The sequence below is a fragment of the Nitratireductor aquimarinus genome (assembly GCF_017255295.1).
GTDB lineage: Bacteria > Pseudomonadota > Alphaproteobacteria > Rhizobiales > Rhizobiaceae > Nitratireductor > Nitratireductor aquimarinus.
Genome location: NZ_JAFKDE010000002.1, coordinates 477,241 through 494,240, shown reverse-complemented (window position 1 = coordinate 494,240; position 17,000 = coordinate 477,241). Strand labels below are relative to the sequence as shown.

The 17,000-nt window shown below is 62.7% G+C and carries 14 protein-coding genes and 1 tRNA gene; 5 read left to right on the top strand and 10 right to left on the bottom strand.

Annotated features, from left to right (window positions below):
- Window positions 1-203 precede the first annotated feature (203 nt).
- Window positions 204-1,622 carry a DHA2 family efflux MFS transporter permease subunit gene (locus JYP46_RS02705; RefSeq protein ID WP_206547193.1) on the top strand — a complete coding sequence of 473 codons (1,419 nt, stop codon included), beginning with the start codon at window positions 204-206 and terminating at the stop codon, window positions 1,620-1,622.
- A gap of 13 nt (window positions 1,623-1,635) precedes the next feature.
- Here JYP46_RS02705 and JYP46_RS02700 read toward each other — a convergent pair whose 3' ends face one another.
- Window positions 1,636-2,355, bottom strand: coding sequence for an RlmE family RNA methyltransferase (locus JYP46_RS02700; protein WP_113154432.1), 720 nt, complete (start codon window positions 2,353-2,355; stop codon window positions 1,636-1,638).
- A complete protein-coding gene (locus JYP46_RS02695) occupies window positions 2,352-3,686 on the bottom strand; it encodes a Ppx/GppA phosphatase family protein (protein ID WP_206547192.1) in 1,335 nt (444 codons plus the stop codon). Before JYP46_RS02695 ends, JYP46_RS02700 begins: the two co-directional genes overlap by 4 nt.
- Window positions 3,687-3,920: 234 nt before the next feature.
- Between JYP46_RS02695 and JYP46_RS02690 the strand changes: the two genes are divergently transcribed.
- Both JYP46_RS02690 and JYP46_RS02685 read left to right on the top strand, forming a co-directional pair.
- A tRNA-Gln gene (locus tag JYP46_RS02690) sits at window positions 3,921-3,994 on the top strand.
- A 246-nt stretch (window positions 3,995-4,240) separates the two neighbouring features.
- Window positions 4,241-5,077 (top strand): ion channel, encoded by an 837-nt coding sequence (locus JYP46_RS02685; protein ID WP_244974825.1) that lies wholly within the window; start codon window positions 4,241-4,243, stop codon window positions 5,075-5,077.
- A 25-nt stretch (window positions 5,078-5,102) separates the two neighbouring features.
- Here the strand turns inward: JYP46_RS02685 and JYP46_RS02680 are convergent, their stop codons facing one another.
- From JYP46_RS02680 to dctP, 8 genes are all read right to left on the bottom strand, one after another.
- Window positions 5,103-5,906, bottom strand: coding sequence for an SDR family NAD(P)-dependent oxidoreductase (locus JYP46_RS02680; RefSeq protein WP_297558332.1), 804 nt, complete (start codon window positions 5,904-5,906; stop codon window positions 5,103-5,105).
- A complete protein-coding gene (locus tag JYP46_RS02675; RefSeq protein WP_206547191.1) occupies window positions 5,903-6,745 on the bottom strand; it encodes a fumarylacetoacetate hydrolase family protein in 843 nt (280 codons plus the stop codon). Before JYP46_RS02675 ends, JYP46_RS02680 begins: the two co-directional genes overlap by 4 nt.
- 76 nt (window positions 6,746-6,821) lie before the next feature.
- Window positions 6,822-7,664 carry an IclR family transcriptional regulator gene (locus JYP46_RS02670; RefSeq protein WP_206547190.1) on the bottom strand — a complete coding sequence of 281 codons (843 nt, stop codon included), beginning with the start codon at window positions 7,662-7,664 and terminating at the stop codon, window positions 6,822-6,824.
- Between the two features lie 9 nt (window positions 7,665-7,673).
- Entirely contained in the window at window positions 7,674-8,957 is a 1,284-nt protein-coding gene (locus tag JYP46_RS02665; protein WP_206547189.1) for a TRAP transporter large permease, read from the bottom strand.
- A gap of 1 nt (window position 8,958) precedes the next feature.
- Window positions 8,959-9,483: a TRAP transporter small permease gene (locus JYP46_RS02660; RefSeq protein ID WP_206544764.1), complete on the bottom strand. Its 525-nt coding sequence runs from the start codon at window positions 9,481-9,483 to the stop codon at window positions 8,959-8,961.
- A 69-nt stretch (window positions 9,484-9,552) separates the two neighbouring features.
- Window positions 9,553-9,981 carry a cupin domain-containing protein gene (locus JYP46_RS02655; protein ID WP_113154384.1) on the bottom strand — a complete coding sequence of 143 codons (429 nt, stop codon included), beginning with the start codon at window positions 9,979-9,981 and terminating at the stop codon, window positions 9,553-9,555.
- A gap of 52 nt (window positions 9,982-10,033) precedes the next feature.
- Complete coding sequence (locus JYP46_RS02650) at window positions 10,034-10,771, bottom strand: SDR family NAD(P)-dependent oxidoreductase (RefSeq protein ID WP_206547188.1); 738 nt, start codon at window positions 10,769-10,771, stop codon at window positions 10,034-10,036.
- 88 nt (window positions 10,772-10,859) lie between these two features.
- Window positions 10,860-11,858: a TRAP transporter substrate-binding protein DctP gene (dctP, locus tag JYP46_RS02645; protein ID WP_206544762.1), complete on the bottom strand. Its 999-nt coding sequence runs from the start codon at window positions 11,856-11,858 to the stop codon at window positions 10,860-10,862.
- A gap of 286 nt (window positions 11,859-12,144) precedes the next feature.
- On the opposite strand from dctP, the gene JYP46_RS02640 reads away from it, so the two are divergent.
- Both JYP46_RS02640 and JYP46_RS02635 read left to right on the top strand, forming a co-directional pair.
- A complete protein-coding gene (locus JYP46_RS02640) occupies window positions 12,145-13,380 on the top strand; it encodes a metallophosphoesterase family protein (protein WP_206547187.1) in 1,236 nt (411 codons plus the stop codon).
- Window positions 13,380-16,814 carry a YhaN family protein gene (locus tag JYP46_RS02635; RefSeq protein ID WP_206547186.1) on the top strand — a complete coding sequence of 1,145 codons (3,435 nt, stop codon included), beginning with the start codon at window positions 13,380-13,382 and terminating at the stop codon, window positions 16,812-16,814. Before JYP46_RS02640 ends, JYP46_RS02635 begins: the two co-directional genes overlap by 1 nt.
- Window positions 16,815-17,000: the final 186 nt, after the last annotated feature.

Sequence of the window (17,000 nt, the reverse complement as noted above, 5' to 3'; positions counted from 1 at the left end):
GTCAGCGCCGACTTGAAAAGGTGGTGCTTTGTAAGCGTAACAATTGTTGTCCACATGACATGACAGCACCAACACAGCTCCGCCACTGCCACAGGACAGGCCGCACGCGCCGTGCTAAAGCCTCCAACGCTGATCCGGTCTGCCCACAATTCCCCCTCTCCGCGGCCCCTTCCCGCGACAGACCGGCACAGGAACATAAAGCCTTGAACCGCACACTGCCGCTCATACTCGCCGTCGCGCTCTTCATGGAGCAGATGGATTCCACCGTCATCGCCACCTCGCTGCCGGCCATCGCTGCCGACCTCGACACCAGCCCGGTCACGCTGAAACTCGCGCTGACCAGCTATCTCGTCTCGCTGGCGATTTTCATTCCCATCAGCGGCTTCATGGCCGACCGCTACGGCGCAAAGCGGGTCTTCCGCATCGCCATTGGCGTGTTCGTGATCGGCTCCATCGCCTGCGCCTTTTCCAATTCGCTGGCTTCGTTCGTTATGGCGCGCTTCCTGCAGGGCATGGGCGGCGCAATGATGACGCCCGTCGCACGGCTGGTGCTGGTGCGCGCCGTGCCGCGCGAAAAGCTCGTCAGCGCCATGGCGTGGCTCGCCGCCCCCGCGCTGATCGGCCCCGTGGCCGGCCCGCCGCTGGGCGGCTTCATCACCACCTATTTTTCCTGGCACTGGATCTTTCTGATCAATGTGCCCATCGGCCTTCTGGGCATCTATGTCTCGGGCCGCGTGCTGCCGGAGTTTCCCAAACAGGAGACCGGCCGGCTGGACACGATCGGCTTCATGCTCTCAAGCATCGCCGCCTCCGGTCTGGTGTTCGGCCTTTCGGTCATCAGCCTGCCCGCCCTGCCGCCGATCGTGGGTGTCTGCACCGTGCTCATCGGCGCGCTTGCAGCCGTGCTTTACGTGCGTCATGCACGGCGCACCTCGCATCCGGTTCTCAATCTCGGCCTGTTCGCCAACCGCGCCTTCCGCTCGTCGATCATCGGCGGCTCGCTGTTTCGCATCGGCGTCGGCGCAGTGCCGTTCCTGCTGCCGCTGATGTTCCAGGTCGTGTTCGGGCTCACGCCCTTCCAGTCCGGCCTTTTGACCTTCGCTTCGGCCTTCGGGGCCATTGCCATGAAGTTCATCGCCAGCACGGCGCTGCGCCTTGGCGGCTTCCGCGTCGTTTTGGTCACCGCATCCCTGCTGGGTGCGGCCAGCATCGGCGTCAACGCCTTCTTCACGCCGCAGACATCGCACTGGACCATCATCACGGTTCTGGTGTTTTCAGGCCTTCTGCGCTCGCTCTTCTTCACGTCGTCCAACGCGCTCACATTCTCAGAGCTCGGCGACCGGGAGGCCAGTCAGGCCGCCACGCTTTCTGCGGCTTTCCAGCAGGTGAGCATTGCAATGGGCGTGGCCGTGGGCGGCGGCATTCTTGAGGCAACCGCGCTTGTCACCGGCACCGCTCTGGGCATCGATGCGTTCTTCAACGCCTTCCTGATCGTGGCTGGTCTTTCAGCACTGGCGGCAATTCCGTTCCTCAGCCTCCCGCCAGAGACGGGCAGCAGGGTGTCGGGCCACAAACGCCGCAGGAGCGCCGCATCCGCGACGCCGGCTCCCGCAGCAGAGTAAGGCGTTTTGCGCCTTACGCTTCGTCTTCGGGTTCTTCCTTCTTGCGGCCCTTGAAGCCCTTGGCGAGCAGATAAAGCTCCACCGATTCCGCCCGCGAGGCCTGCGGCTTCACATGATGAACCGACTTGAAGTTGCGCTTCAGCTGATCGAGCAGGCCGGTTTCCGCACCGCCCTGAAAGGCCTTGCACAGGAAGTGGCCGCCGGGCTTGAGCACTGACAGGGCGAAATCCGCCGCCGTCTCGCACAGATGCATGGTGCGCAGATGATCTGTCTGACGGTGCCCGGTTGTCGGCGCGGCCATGTCGGAGATCACCAGATCCGGCTCTGCGCCAAGCGTCTCCATCAGGCGCTCCGGCGCATCATCATCCAGAAAGTCCATTTCCAGAACGATGGCGCCCGGCACCGCATCCATGCCCAGATAATCGATGCCGACCACCAGCGGGTTCTCCGGCGTCGAGTTGACGCGCTCGGCCGCCACCTGACACCAGCCACCGGGAGCCGCCCCCAGGTCGATGACCCGCGCGCCCGGAAACAGGAGCTTGTGGCGGTCATCGATCTCGGTCAGCTTGTAAGCCGCGCGCGAACGCATGCCCTCGGCCTGCGCCTTGTGCACATAGGGATCGTTCAGATGGCGTTCGAGCCAGCGGCGCGACGAATTCTTGAGCTTGGTCTTCTTGATACGCGTCTTGAGCGCGCGTGCGCCACCGCTCTTGCCTGCCGGTTTCTTGGTCATGCACTCCGTCCCGTCCGCCGCCGGCGACGCCAAGCGCCATCGGCCGCCATCATTTCACTCAACATGCCTTCGCGCAGGCCCCGGTCGGCCACTCTCAACCGTTCCGATGGCCAGCGGCGGCGTATCGCCTCAAGGATCGCGCAGCCGCCAAGCACCAGATCCGCCCGGTCCGCACCGATGCAGGGATTGGCCTTGCGCTGCTCGAAATCCCACGAAAGCAGCGTGTCGATCATGCGGTCCACATTGTCCCGCTCCATCCAAAGACCGTCGACCTGACGGCGGTCATAGCGCGCCAGCCCCAGATGAACGCCCGCCAGCGTCGTCACCGTTCCGGACGTGCCGATCAGGTGGAAGCGCCCGCCGGCAGCGACCTGCGCCAGCCGCCCGCCATCATCGAACCGGTCGAGCATCTCGCTCACCGCATCGACCATCGCAGCAAAGCTCTCGGGCGTCACATGGTGTCCGCCAAAGCGTTCGGCAAGCGACACCACGCCCACCGGCAGCGATGTCCAGGCGACGATGTGATCGGCGAGCCGTGGCGTGCGGTGGCGCGAAATGTCCACCAGCGCGATTTCCGACGAGCCTCCGCCAATGTCGAACAGGACCACGCCTTCCGTGCCGCGCTCGACCAGCGTGCTGCAACCGGCCACCGCCAGGCGGGCCTCGGTCTGCCGGTCGATGATTTCGAGCCTGAGCCCGGTTTCCTTCTTCACGCGCTCAATGAAGGCCGCGCCATTCTGCGCCGAGCGACAGGCTTCCGTCGCGATCAGCCGCATGCGCTTGGGCCGGCGATTGCCGAGCTTGTCGGCGCAGACGCTGAGCGCCGAGACCGCGCGATCCATCGCAGCGTCGCTCAGGCGGCCTTCGATCGAAAGCCCCTCGCCCAGGCGAACGATTCGCGAAAAGGCGTCGACGACACGAAAATATCCCGGCCGCGTGGGCGTCGCCACGAGAAGCCGGCAATTGTTCGTGCCCAGATCGAGCGCCGCATAGGAGGCGCGCTGGCTTTCCTGCGATGATTCGCGTCGACGGGCCTGTTGCGGGCGTTTTGCCTTTTTGGGTTCGCTTTGGGGCGCTTCCTGTGCGGCAGCACCTTCCTGCGCATCACGCACGAAAGCCCGGCGTTTCCGCCGTTTTCTGCGCTTCCGCTTGCGCACGGGCTCATCGCCATCGCGCACATCCGCGCTGCCGGATGATGCAGACGCACCATCCCTGCATGCAGAGGGGCCGGCCGACCGATCGTCGAAGCCGAGGGTTGATCCCCCATCCGACGCGGCATCCCGGACGACCCTCTCAACCGGCGAAACATCGCCGTGGTCGTGGTTTTCCACCGCTATTCCTTCGCCGCCGCGCAAGCCTCGGGGGCGCGTCAGGCAGCTTATTTCGTTTAGTTGCCGCCAACGTATCAGCCGGCGTCGATTTCACCAATAGCGGTGTTTGCCTGAAACGCACTGTTCGATGATTACGAAGAAAATTGCGCAATCGCGAAATTGAATACGCATGTGCCCTTGACTATGAAATTCAGCTTGTTAAATAGCGTGTCGAAAGCGGCCACCGCCGCCCGCTGGGGAATAGGTTAACGGTAGACCCACGGACTCTGACTCCGTTAGTCCTGGTTCGAATCCAGGTTCCCCAGCCAAATCTCTCTCTGAAATTTTCAGACATTAGATACGCGCTCTGATTGGCGCAGCGTTTCGGCGACTTGAGAGATCGAGACGATTTCCTCCGCCCAAACCACGGAATGCAGCGTGCATTGCCTCACGAGACAGGCGCAGCTGAGCACGAGCCGGGAAACGGCAGTGCGCGCCCTCTTTTCGTTCACTTGCCGGGTTCCTCTCTTTCCTGAAAACCGGGCATTCATCGGAGCACAAAACCGGGATGCCATATGCAAGGCAGCATGGTGGAACCGCGTGTGGTTTCAGGTGCAGACCTGTGGCATGTAGCAGACATGGAACAACTGCACCGATCAATCAGGCTGCTCTATGCCGGTCGAAGCCAGCGCGCGCAGCGATTTCGCTATGGGCTGATCGTTTTCGATCTGCTGACAATCATCTATTTCATCGTCGCAGAATCTCTGCCAGCAACGCCGGCTCTCGCCGTACTGAACGTCACTCTTGGCGTGCTGATCCTTCTTGACCTCGCCGCCCGGCTATGGATTTCGGAAAACCGGCGCAAGGAGATAATGCGCGTCTACACGCTGGCGGATCTGGTCGTGGTGTCATCCCTGCTGCTGGCGCCGCTTCTCGCCGCCAACCTCGCCTTCCTGCGCGTCCTGCGGGGCCTGCGATTGATTCACGCCTACCACCTCTTGCGTGATCTTCGGCGCGAGAGCCTGTTCTTTCGGCGCCACGAGGACGCAATCCTCGCTGCGGTGAACCTGTTCGTCTTCATTTTCGTGACAACATCGCTCGTCTTCGTGCTGGCCTTCGATGATCAAGCCGGCATTACGGGCTATGTCGATGCACTCTATTTCACGGTTGCGACATTGACCACGACCGGCTTTGGCGACATCACCATGACGACCACAGGCGGAAAGCTGTTGTCCGTCTTCATCATGGTCGTGGGCGTGGCGCTCTTTGTGCAATTGGCACGCGCAATCTTCCAGCCATCAAGGATCAAGTACACCTGTCCGGAATGCGGCCTCAACCGTCACGAACCGGATGCGATCCACTGCAAGCATTGCGGGGAGCTGTTGAAGATCGAGACAGATGGCGCTGTCTGATCACGAACACGGCCGCTCCCGCGCCCTACCCCCGAAGTATCCCCGTATCAACGCCGACCCGCCGATAGGCCGCGCCGGCGACGAAGCCGCCATCGATCAGGAAATCCTCGCCTGTCACGAACCGCGAGGCGTCCGAGGCGAGATAGAGCACGAGCTGCGCAACCTCCTCCGCCTCACCGGAGCGCCCGGCAGGGGTCAGGTCGATCATCGGGCGCAGATGCGGTGACTCGCGGTTCAGTCCCGTCACGATCAGGCCGGGGCAGACCGCATTCACGCGAATGCCATCTGCGGAAAACTCGTTCGCCGCCGACCGTGTCAAGCCGCGAAGCCCCCATTTGCTGGCCGTGTAGGCCGGATCCGCATGGCCGGAGAATGCGGAATTGGAGGAGATGTTGATGATGCTGCCGCCGCCGCTCTCTACCATCAGGGGAGCTGCGGCGCGGATGCCGAGAAACGCGCCCGTCAGGTTCACATCGAGAAGCCTGCGCCAGGCTTCGGGCTCCGTCGACGCGATCAGCGTGCGATTGATGATCCCCGCATTGTTGACGAGGATATCGAGCCTGCCAGCCCAGTCGCGCATCGCCGCGACCGTATTTCCCCAGGCTTCCGCATCGGTCACGTCCAGCTGACGAAAGCACGCGCGCTCGCCGAGCTCTGCCGCCAGCGCCGTTCCTTCATCCACAAGCACATCGCAGATCATGACCTGCGCGCCGCACTCGGCCAGAAGGCGCGCTTCCGCCTCCCCCTGACCGCGCGCGCCCCCGGTGACGATTGCCGCCTTGCCGGAGAGATCCGTCATCTGCGCCCGCCATTCGGCAGCCGTGCTCACGCCTGCACCATCGTCTGACGCTGCTCACCGAGACCGGAAATGCCAAGCCGCACGACCTGCCCTTCCCTCAGGAAGGTTGGCGGCTTCATGCCAAGGCCGACGCCGGGCGGCGTGCCCGACGAGATGACATCGCCCGGCTCCAGCGTCATGAACTGGGAGAGATAGCTGACGAGTTCCGCCACACCGAAAATCATCGTGCTGGTGTTGCCGGTCTGCCGTCGCTCGTCATCGACATCCAGCCACATATCGAGATTCTGCACATCGGCAATCTCGTCCCGCGTCACAAGCCAGGGGCCAATCGGGCCAAACGTGTCGTGGCTCTTGCCCTTCGTCCACTGCCCGCCTCGCTCCGACTGGAAACGGCGCTCGGACAGGTCATTGATGAGACAGAAACCGGCGACATGATCCATCGCCTCGGCTTCGGAGATGTATTTCGCCCGCGAGCCGATCACCACGCCCATCTCGACTTCCCAGTCGGTGCGGTCCGAGCCACGCGGAATTTCGACATCGTCATTGGGTCCGCAGATCGCGGAGACGGCCTTGGCAAAGACAACGGGTTCGCTCGGAGGCTCCTTGCCCGTCTCGCGCGCGTGGTCGGCGAAGTTCAGTCCGATGCAGAGAAACTTGCCGACCCGACCGACGCAGGGGCCAATCCGTGGCGAGCCTTCAACAGGCGGAAGGGAAGCGATATCCAGCGCAGCAATCGCCGCGAGCCCTGCGGGAGAAAGAGCATCGCCGGCAATGTCGGGAACATGTTGCGACAGGTCACGGATCTGACCCTCCGCATCGACCAGACCGGGCTTTTCCTGCCCTTTCGGCCCATAGCGCAGCAACTTCATCTGTGTTTCTCCTCCTTGAACGGGTCGGGCTTGGATGGATCGGGCATTTCGTCGGCGATCACGCTGATCGACGAACTCAGCCCCGATAAACGGGAACGCGGCGCGGACGCGCTGCCGCGATGGGTGCGGTGGCGGCAAATTTGCTGGCGCGCAGAATGCCGTGCTCGATTTCAGACGCGATGTGGCGGATCTCCTGTGCCAGCGCATCACGCTCGAGACTGTTGAAGTGTTCGATGGCCAGGACGAAGACGACGCTTCCCAGAACGCGCTCCTCACCGTCGCGGATCGGCGCGGCTATTCCGACGAGACCGTCGACCACCTCGCCCTGGGTGATCGTCACGCCTGCACTGCGGATTTCCGCCATGCGCGCGAGGAACGCTTCCAGCGTTTCGCCAAGACCACTCTCGCGAATGCGCTCGGCGTTCCACGAATGGATGCTCTTCAGCTGCGAAGGCGAGAGATTGGCCAGAATGACCTTCGCCATAGCACCCTTGAAAATCGGCATGGAACGGCCGGGCTTGTAGATCTCCGGGATGCTGTGGTCGGGCCATGCATTGTCCGCGCAGAGCACCTTGTCGCCATAATAGCTGCACAGCATGATGTTCATGCCCATGCAATCGGCATAGTAGCGAATCAGATAACGTGCCGCGCGCAGGAGCGGATCGTTCTCCCGCTTCAGCATTTCCAGCTCGATCACGCGCGAACCGATCACATAGCTGCCGCCGCTCGCGGGCGTCAGCAGGCCCGACCGCGTCAGCGCCTGCAGATACCGATAGGCGCTTGCACGGGACGAACCCGACAGTTCCGCCGCCTGGGCGACATCGATCATCAGATTGTCTTCGTTGAACCCGTTCAGAACGGACAGCATCTTGTCGAGGCTGTTCATCTTGCCTTCGGTTTCGTCTTCCAACGGAGCCATGACGTGTCCCTAATTTCCAGAAATGAAGTTCGCCGGTACCATAACGATATCGGGGAACAGGATAAGCAGAACAAGCACGGCAATCTGCGCCAGGATAAACGGTCCCACGCCCTGAATGACCCGTGCGAGCGGTATCCGGGCCACGCCGGCCACGACGTTGAGCACGCTGCCGACCGGCGGCGTGAGCAGGCCAACCGCCGCCGCAACCATGAAGATCACTGCAAAATAGACCGGATCGATCCCTGCCGCCTTGATGGTTGGCATCAGGACCGGGACGAGGATCAGGATGATCGGCACCATGTCCATTGCACAGCCAATCACCACGACCAGCCCCACCACTGCCGCCATCAGAAGAATGGGATTGTCGGCAAAGGGCGCAACCAGCGCCGAAATCTGCGCGGTCAGGCCGGCAATCGTGATCATCCAGCTGGAAACCAGAGCGGCAGCCACGAGGAACATGACCATGGAAGTGGTCTTGGCCGCGCCAAGAAACACGTCGAAGAGTTGGGCGACGCTCAGTTCCCGATAGATCACCATTGAGACAAACAGCGCGTAGACGGCGGCGATCACACCGGCCTCGGTCGGCGTGAAGACGCCAAAACGCAGGCCGACGAGAATGATCACGGGCAGCATCAGCGCCCAGATGCCCGACCACGCTTCTTTCATGACAACCGAGAATGGCACGCGCTCACGCGTCACCGTCTCTTCACGCCGCGACACCAGGAACCAGGTCGCCGTCAGCGCAAGCGCCATGACGAGGCCGGGCACGATGCCGGCGATGAAGATGCGCGTGATCGAGATATTGCCCACCACGCCGATCAGAATGAAGCCAATGGACGGCGGAATGACGAGGGCGGAAATGCCCGCCGATGCGATAAGCCCCGCCGAGCGCCCCTGATCGTGCCCCGCCTTCACCATCATCGGCACGAGGATGGCCGCAAGCGCTGCGGCGTCGGCCGCAGCCGAACCAGAGAGACTTGCAAGGATCAGGGCCGCGAGGATTGCCACATAACCAAGCCCGCCGCGCACATGGCCAACGGCTGCAACCGAGAGATTGACGATCCGGCGCGACAGGCCGCCCGCATTCATCACTTCGCCGGCGAGCATGAAGAAGGGAACCGCCATGAGCGGAAAGCTGTCCGCGCCGTTCAAAAGGTTCTGCGCGATCACCTGGGCGTCGAAGAAACCCAGATACCACATCAGCGCGATACCGGTCATGATCAGCGCATAGGCGATGGGCATGCCGATCGCCATGCTGCCGAGCAGGCTGACGAGAAAGACACCAAGCGTCATCTCACTTCACCCCGCTCTGCTGGAGAGCCTGCAGCTCTTCATCGAAGGTCACGACGCGGTCGAGCCTGCCGACAACGATCAGATAGAGCCGCCAGACCAGAATGGCGCCGGTCGACACGCCAAAGATCAGCCCGACGCCCACGAGGAACGAGATCGGCAATCCGGTCGCCGGCGCATAGGTGTGCATGTTGAGAAGAAACTGCGTGTAGCTGCCGGAGATGATCAGCCATGTGGCAAAGATCATCAGCACATGGGCAAGGCCGAGGCAGATCCTGCGGAGCGGGCGCGGCAGGCTGTTGACCACGAATTCCAGCCCCAGATGGCCATTTTCCCGGAGAACGACAATCGCCCCCAGAAACACCATCCAGACGAAGAGCCAGCGCGAGAACTCCTCGGACTCCGTAATGCCCGAGTTGAAGGCGTAGCGCAGCACCACATTGCCGAAAACCAGCAGAACCATGCCCGCAAGGCAAACCACAATCAGTATTTTCAGCAGTCTGAAATAGGCTTCGATCACCTTGGACATTGGTCCTCCCCCTCCAGGATCATGAATGTCACGCGCGCCCCTCTTTCCGGGGGCGCTGCGCTTGGTCGCTTATGCGGGACGACGATAGCCTTCCAGATCGCTGTCGGGAACGTCTGGCAGGTTGACCACGATATTGTCCGGCGTCCGGCAGGTCAGCCAGACCAGCTCCTCGGTCGTGCTCATGTTCACTTCCACATGCGGCATGTGCGGCGGCACGAACACGAAGTCGCCGGGCATCATGTCCACATAGTCGCGGTAGCCTTCGCCGAAATAGATGCGGCCGTGGCCGGAGAGAACGTAGCCGCCCGTCTCTGCTTCGCCATGATGGTGCGGCGGCGAGCGAAAGCCCGGTTCGTTGGAAACCTGGCCAAACCAGATCTTCGTTGCCGGCGTGTGCTGCGGGCTGACCCCCGAGCGGCGAACGCAATCGCCGGACTGGCCGGTCTTGTCGCTCAGCTCATTGGCGCGGGTAACGACGGGGACAACGGGTCCACTCATCACAATCTCCTGTTGGATTGATGTTGAAGTCGGTGAGACGGCAATCGCCGCCTCAGTTCATGTGCATGCCGCCATTCACATCGACGGCAGAGCCGGTCATGTAGGACGACAGGTCGGATGCGAGGAAAAGGCAGGTGTTCGCCACATCCTGCGGCGCTCCAAAGCGACCGATCGGGATCTGCGGCAGAACCCGCGCCGTCTGCACATCATCATAGAAATCACGCGTCATGCTCGACATGATGACGCCGGGGTTCACCGCATTGATACGAATGCCGTCCGGAGAGATTTCGCGCGCGACCGACTTCACAAGCGACAGCACGGCTCCCTTGGAGGCGGCATAGTGAGCGCCGCCCATCAGGCCACCGCCACGCTGGCCGGCAATGGATGCGATGCAGATGATCGATGCGCCGCTTTCCATCATTCCCAGCGCGCCCTGGGTCATCATCACCGTGCCGCGCAGATTGATGTCCATGATGGCGTCGTAATCGGCAGCGGTGATTTCGGTGAATTTGCGCGGCTGGGTGATCCCGGCATTGTTCACCAGAACATCGAGGCGGCCGAAACGCTCGCGCGTCACATCGAAAACTCGCCGGCAGGCTGCCTCGTCACGCAGGTCTGCCGCAACACCGACAGCCCGTTCGCCGAGCGCCTTTACGGCCTGGTCGACGGCTCGCTCGTCACGGTCCACGACCACGACGGATGCACCCTCGGCCACAAAGGTCTGCGCAACGGAAAACCCGATGCCTTCAGGGTTGCCAGCGCCCGTGACCAGCGCAATCTTGTCTTTCAAAAGCAATGACTTCTCCCACGCACGAGAAACGCAGCACAAGGCTGCCCATCCTGCCGCGCGGCCGAGCCACGCGGCAGGACAGCCAATCTCAGTTGGCGCTCTTCGAAGCTTCGATCTCGGCCATGAACTCCGTCACGATCTCCTGATCGAGCTGTGCGCTCACTTCCTCGACCACCGGCTTGACGGCATCGCGGAAGGCCTGAAGGTTCTCGGCCGAGATCGTGTCGATCTGCATGCCCTTCTCCTTCAGGAATTCGAGCGTTTCGCCGCTCGAGGCGTTGATGATCTCACGATTGTAGTCGGAGCTCTCCGCACAGGCGGCGCGGACCGCATCCTGCTGGGACGCATCCAGTCCATCCCAGAACTTCTTGCTGGCATAGACAACCGAGATGGTGGTGAAGTGCTGGGTCTCGGTCAGGTAGTCCTGAACCTCATAGAAAGATGTCGAGCGGGTGACATCGTTGGCGATCTCATTGCCGTCGATCGCGCCGGTCTCCAGAGCCGTAAACGTCTCCGGGAAAGGCAGCGGCGTCGGGTTCATGCCCATGGCTGAAAGCGCGTCGATATAGACCTTGTTCTGGATCGTGCGGATGCGCAGCCCCTGCACATCGTCGAGGCTGGTCACGGGACGCTTGTTGTTGGTGATGTTGCGGAAGCCGTAATCCCAGAAGCACAGACCGACGAGGTTGTTCGGCTCCATCTTGTCCAGAATTTTCTGCGACACCGGGCTGCGGGAAACCTTGTCCAGCTGCTCGTAGCTACCGAACATGAAGGGAAGCTGGAAGACGTTGAATTCCGGCACCATGGCGGCCAGGCCTGCAGTCGTGGTCACCGCCATTTCGACGATGCCGCCCTGCGCCGAGGAGATCGACTGGATCTCGTTACCGATCTGCGCCTGCGGGAACTGGCGCACCGTGACGGCCCCGCCGGTCTTCTCCTCCACAAGCTCTGCAAACTTCGTGACGGTCTGCCCCATCGTGCTGTCCTGGGCGACGGGGTAGCTGAACTTGATCTCTGCGGCGGACACGGCGCCCGCGCTGAGTGCGGCAACCGAAACGGAAAGAGCGGCGGCTTTAAGCAGTTTCATGAATTCCTCCCAAAAAACACATCTTGGCGATGGCGCAATTTTCGTAACATCACCATGCGATACCTGTCAAAGTTTTTTGACCCTTTTTGAATTACAATTCTCACAATATGATTTTTATATGAGCTTTCACCTATACGAGGGACGCTGCTTCAGCGCCGCATCTCCCTTCGCAACCAAAGGGTTGAGCCACAGAACGTCGTTTTCCCCGAAAACCTGAACGACCGACGCCGGGACATGCTTGAGATTGGCGATTGCCGGTGACATGTTCGTGTCCAGAGGAAACGCATTGATCAAAATTCTGCACACCGCCGACATTCACCTCGACTCCCCGCTCAAATCGCTCGCCCTGCGCGATGTGACGCTGCGTGAAAAGGTGGAAACCGCCAGCCGCGCCGCCTTTTCGCGGATCATCGACACCGCGCTCTCGGAAGAGGTTTCGGCGCTGCTGATCTCGGGCGATCTCTTCGATGGCAAGGAGCGCAGTGCGCGCACCGCCGCCTTCCTCACCGGACAGCTCGATCGCCTGCGCGCGGCGGGTGCCCGGGTCTTCTACATCAAGGGCAACCACGATGCCGAAAACCCCATAACCGGTACGCTCGACCTGCCCGATCATGTGCATGTCTTCGACGCACGGGGCGGAAAGGTGCAGCTTGCGGAGAATATCTGGGTGCACGGCGTCAGCTTTGCAGATCGACACGCGCCCGACAGCCTCCTGCCGCGCTTTTCGGCCCCCGTGGCCGGTGCGGTGAACATCGCCATGCTGCACACATCGCTTGCCGGGGCGGCGGGGCATGACACCTACGCCCCCTGCACTGTCAGTGAATTGTCAGGGATGGGCTTCGATTACTGGGCGCTCGGCCATGTCCACAAGAGACAGGTCCATTCGCAGGCGCCATGGGTGGTCATGCCCGGCATCCCGCAGGGGCGTGACATCGGAGAGGCAGGCCCGAAATCGGCGACGCTTCTGAGCGTCAACGACGGTGGCATTCGCGTCGACGAAATCCCCACATCGGCGCTGGAGTTCACCAATTCCGCGCTCGACATCACGGCGGCGCAGAGCGACGAGGCGCTGCGCACCCTCCTGCGCGATCACCTGCGCACGACCGCCGGTGAGCTGACGGCAGATGCCGGCGTTCTGCGCCTCACCCTGCAGGGCGCGCCGGAACGCCACTGGCATTTCCTGCGCGACCGCGATTACTGGGGCGAGCAGATCAGCGAGTTGGCGCGGGAGACCGACCGCCTCTGGATCGAGAAGCTGGACTTCAGCCTCGACGCGCCGGCACAGCACGACGGCGCGCTTAGCGCCACCGACGAGCTGGCCGCAACGATCACCGCAATCCAGGCGGAACAGGGCTTTGCGAGCGCGGCCCAGACCGAAATCGATGAGGTTCTGATGGATCTGCCGCCGGCCATTCGCGCGCGGCTCGTGCCCGATGAGGCCGCAGCGGAAAGGCTCACCCAAAGCCTTGCCGAAGCCGGAAGCGAGCGTGTTCTGGCGCGGCTGAAGGGTGCTGAAAACTGATGCGTCTGCGCAAACTCTCCATGGACCGTTTCGGCCATTTCACGGGCCGTCAGTTCGACTTCGGCGAAGCCGGAGAGAAACCCGATTTCCACATCATCTACGGGCCCAACGAGGCGGGCAAGACGACCACGATGGAGGCGGCGCTGCGCCTCTTCTATGGCTTCCCGAACCGCGAGGGCTACGCCTTCAAACACCAGCGCAGCAATCTGCAGGTGTCCGGGCAACTGGAAATCGACGGCGACCTGCGCTGGTTCACCCGCCTTCCCACACGCAGCGGCGCGCTGGTGGATGAGGCAGGCGCGCCCCTGCCCGAGACCGCCATATCGGCCCTTCTGGCCGGTCTTTCCGAAGAGGATTACCGCCACCTTCTGTGCCTTGACGACGAAACCATCGAGCGCGGCGGCGAAGAAATCGCGCAGGCGCGCGGCGATATCGGGCGGCTTCTCTTCTCCGCAGCCGCCGGCGTGGCGGATCTGAGCACCGTTCTGGACAAGGTGCGTGAAGAAGCGGACGAAATCTGGCGCAAAAGGGCCAGCAAGACGCGCATCGCCATTCTCAAGCGTGAGCTGGCGCAGCTTGAAAAGGACATTCGCGAGCGCGACGTTTCAGCAAGCGCATGGCGCAGCCTCAAGAAAGAGCTGACCGATGCGCGCAAGGCGGAAGGCGAAGCCAGAACCGCGCGCGATGGGCTGCTTGAGAATGCAGCCCGGATTGCCGCCAGACGCCGCGCCGTGCCCATGCTGGCCGAAATCGAGGCGCTCGCAGCCCGCATCGCCCCCTTCACATCCTTTCCCGAAAGGCTGGATTTCGAACCGGAAAGTCTGGTCACACTGCTTGCCGAGGAAAGCCGGACACGGGCGGACATCGAGCGCCTGACCATGGAGATCGAAGAGGCGAGCGCGGCGCGCGATGGCCTGAGCCGCGCGCCGGAACTGGCGGCCCTCTCCGAGACGCTGGACGCACTGGATGATCTGCGCGCGCGTGACGTGACCGCGGGGCTTGATCTTGAACGCCGGCGCGCAAATGTCTTTGAAGCCGAGAGCGCCATGCTGCGCGCAGCCAGAGACCTTGGCGCTGACGAGACCACCGATCCGCGAAGCCTTGTGCTGACGCCCGCCCAGATTGCCAGCCTTGAACGCGCGCGCGATGAATTGCGCAGCGCCGAGCAGACGCTTTTGGCCGAAACCCGGGAGATCGAGGATCTGGCGGCGCGTTTCGAGCAGGCGGAAACGGCACATGAAGCGGCGGCAGCGAAGATCCCGGCCGCGTGCGGGATCGGCGAGATACTCGCCCGCCATGATGTGGAGCGCCTTGTTCCCCTTATCGCACGGGCCGAGCAGGCGATTGATGCGGCGGCCGCTGACGAGCGCCTTGCGCGCGAAGGCCTCACGGTCGGCGCTGTCCGTTTCGAGACACTGCCGGACTGCCCGACAAGCCCCCTGAAGGCGCAGGACTGGGCCGAGGCCCACGCGGAACTTACGCGGCAGATCGCCCAGGCCGAAGAAGCGCTTTCGCAGCATCGTGAGGATTTGGCCGCCCGCCGCGCGCAGGCCGCCCAGCTCGCCTCCGACACAAGCCTTGTTTCAGATGGCGAGGCAAACACCCTCAAGACCGAGCGGGACCGGCTTTGGCAAAAACACCGCGCGGAATTGAACGACGGGACCGCACAGACCTTCGAACATGCGCTTCACGCGCTTGATGCGGCGATGCAGTCGCGCGTCCTGCAGGCGCGCGATCTCGGGCAGCTGCGCCAGATCGAACAGGCCGGTGCTGAGTTGCAGGCGCGCGCCGGTCAGGCACAGGCGCGACTGACAGCGCTTCGCGAAAAACAGGCCGCGCTTGAAAGCACCGTGAACGATGCCGCCGCATCCGTGGGCCTTCCGCGCCCGCTGTCGCCGGCGCAGTGGCTTGACTGGGTGAAACGCCACGAGGCGGCGGCAGAGGCCTCTGTGAGAACCGCGCGCCTGCGCGAAACGCATCGCCCGACGCTGGCGCGGGCGGCGCATCTGCTTGATGCGCTCCTCCCCCATCTGAACCTCGAGAACCCGGATCTGGACAGCGCTCTTGCCACAGCCCGCACTCTGGCCGAGGCGGAAAGCGAGGCGATTGCCGCCGCAGCACAGGCTCATGAGGCGCGCCGCACGATTGACGAAGAGCTGCGCCGCAGAACGAAAAGGCAGGAAGCTGCAAAGGAAAAGGCCACGCAGGCGAAAGCCGCCTGGCGCGATCTGGTCCGCGATCTTTTAAGCAATGCAGTGAATGAGGAGAGCCTTCTGGCGACACTCGATCCGCTGCGGGCTCTGCGCGACGGCGAAGAAAAACGCGCCGACGCCGCGCAGCGCGTCGCGACCATGGAGGCCGATCAGGCGCTTTTCGAAAGCAGGGTCACGGCGCTCGCCGCCACCCACGATATTCCCGTGGCCAAAACCGCAGCTGCAACATTCTCGCTGCTGCGTGAACGCTCCGAAGCGGCGCGCGCTGCGGAATCACGCGCGGCGGAGCTGAGCGCAAATCTCGACCGGGCCAGCACCCGGCTGACGGAGAAAGAGAAGCGGCTGAAAGACATTGACCGCGAGGTCGAAGTGATGGGGCGGATTTTCCCCGAAGACGCGCCGGTCGACACGCTCGACGCCCTGCGCCGCACCGCGACACAGGCCCAACAAGTCATCGCCGAGCGACAGGAAAAGGCCAGGCTTGAACGCACGGTTCTCTCCGAACTGGGCCTGGAAAGCATGAAGTGCGCCCGCGATATGCTGCAAGGCGTCACAGCTGCCGCCCTTGAAGCCGAGGCGGAAAGCCTGAAAGCTGACGCGACGGAGGCCGAACGCCAGTTGACCGCAACGACCGAGAAGCGCGTGACGGCAGAGCAGGCGCTGCTTCGCGTGACCGGCGACGCCGACATTGCCGCCATGACGGAGCGCAAGGCCACGCTTGAATTGGAGTTGGAAGAGGCTGCCCGCGATCATCTGGAGCTTTCGCTGGGCTACCGGCTGGCCGACGAGGCGATCCGCCGCTACCGGGACACCCATCGCAGCGGCATGATGGCCGCCACCGAAAGCTGCTTCTCAACGCTGACGCAGGGCGCTTATGAACGCCTGACGACACAGCCCGATGGCAATGACGAAACGCTTCTGGCGGTCGATCGCGAGGGAACGGCCAAGCGGGTGGCTGAGCTTTCCAAGGGAACACGCTTCCAGCTTTATCTTGCGCTGCGCGCCGCCGCCCACGAGCAGCTCATCGCGCAGGGCACCCGCCTGCCCTTCTTCTGCGACGACATTTTCGAGACGTTCGACGAAAACCGCACCAGCGCCGCGTGCCGGGTGATGGAACAGATCGGCCGCCGCGGCCAGGCCATCTACCTGACCCACCACCGCCACGTGATCGACCTGGCACAAAAAGTCTGCGACACCCCGCCCCGCGTTCATGAGATTTGAGCTTGATCAAGAGGCTCTTCGGCCCGTTTCGGATCGGATCTCAAAATGACTCCCGCGCCACCGCTCGTTGAGAGCGCGCCGCCGGGGTCACGGGATAATTCGCAGCCCAGTAAATCGTTATATCGAGCGGAGGTTGATTTTCGTAAGTTGGATTTGTAACAGTTTTGTGACACTTTTTTGAAACGG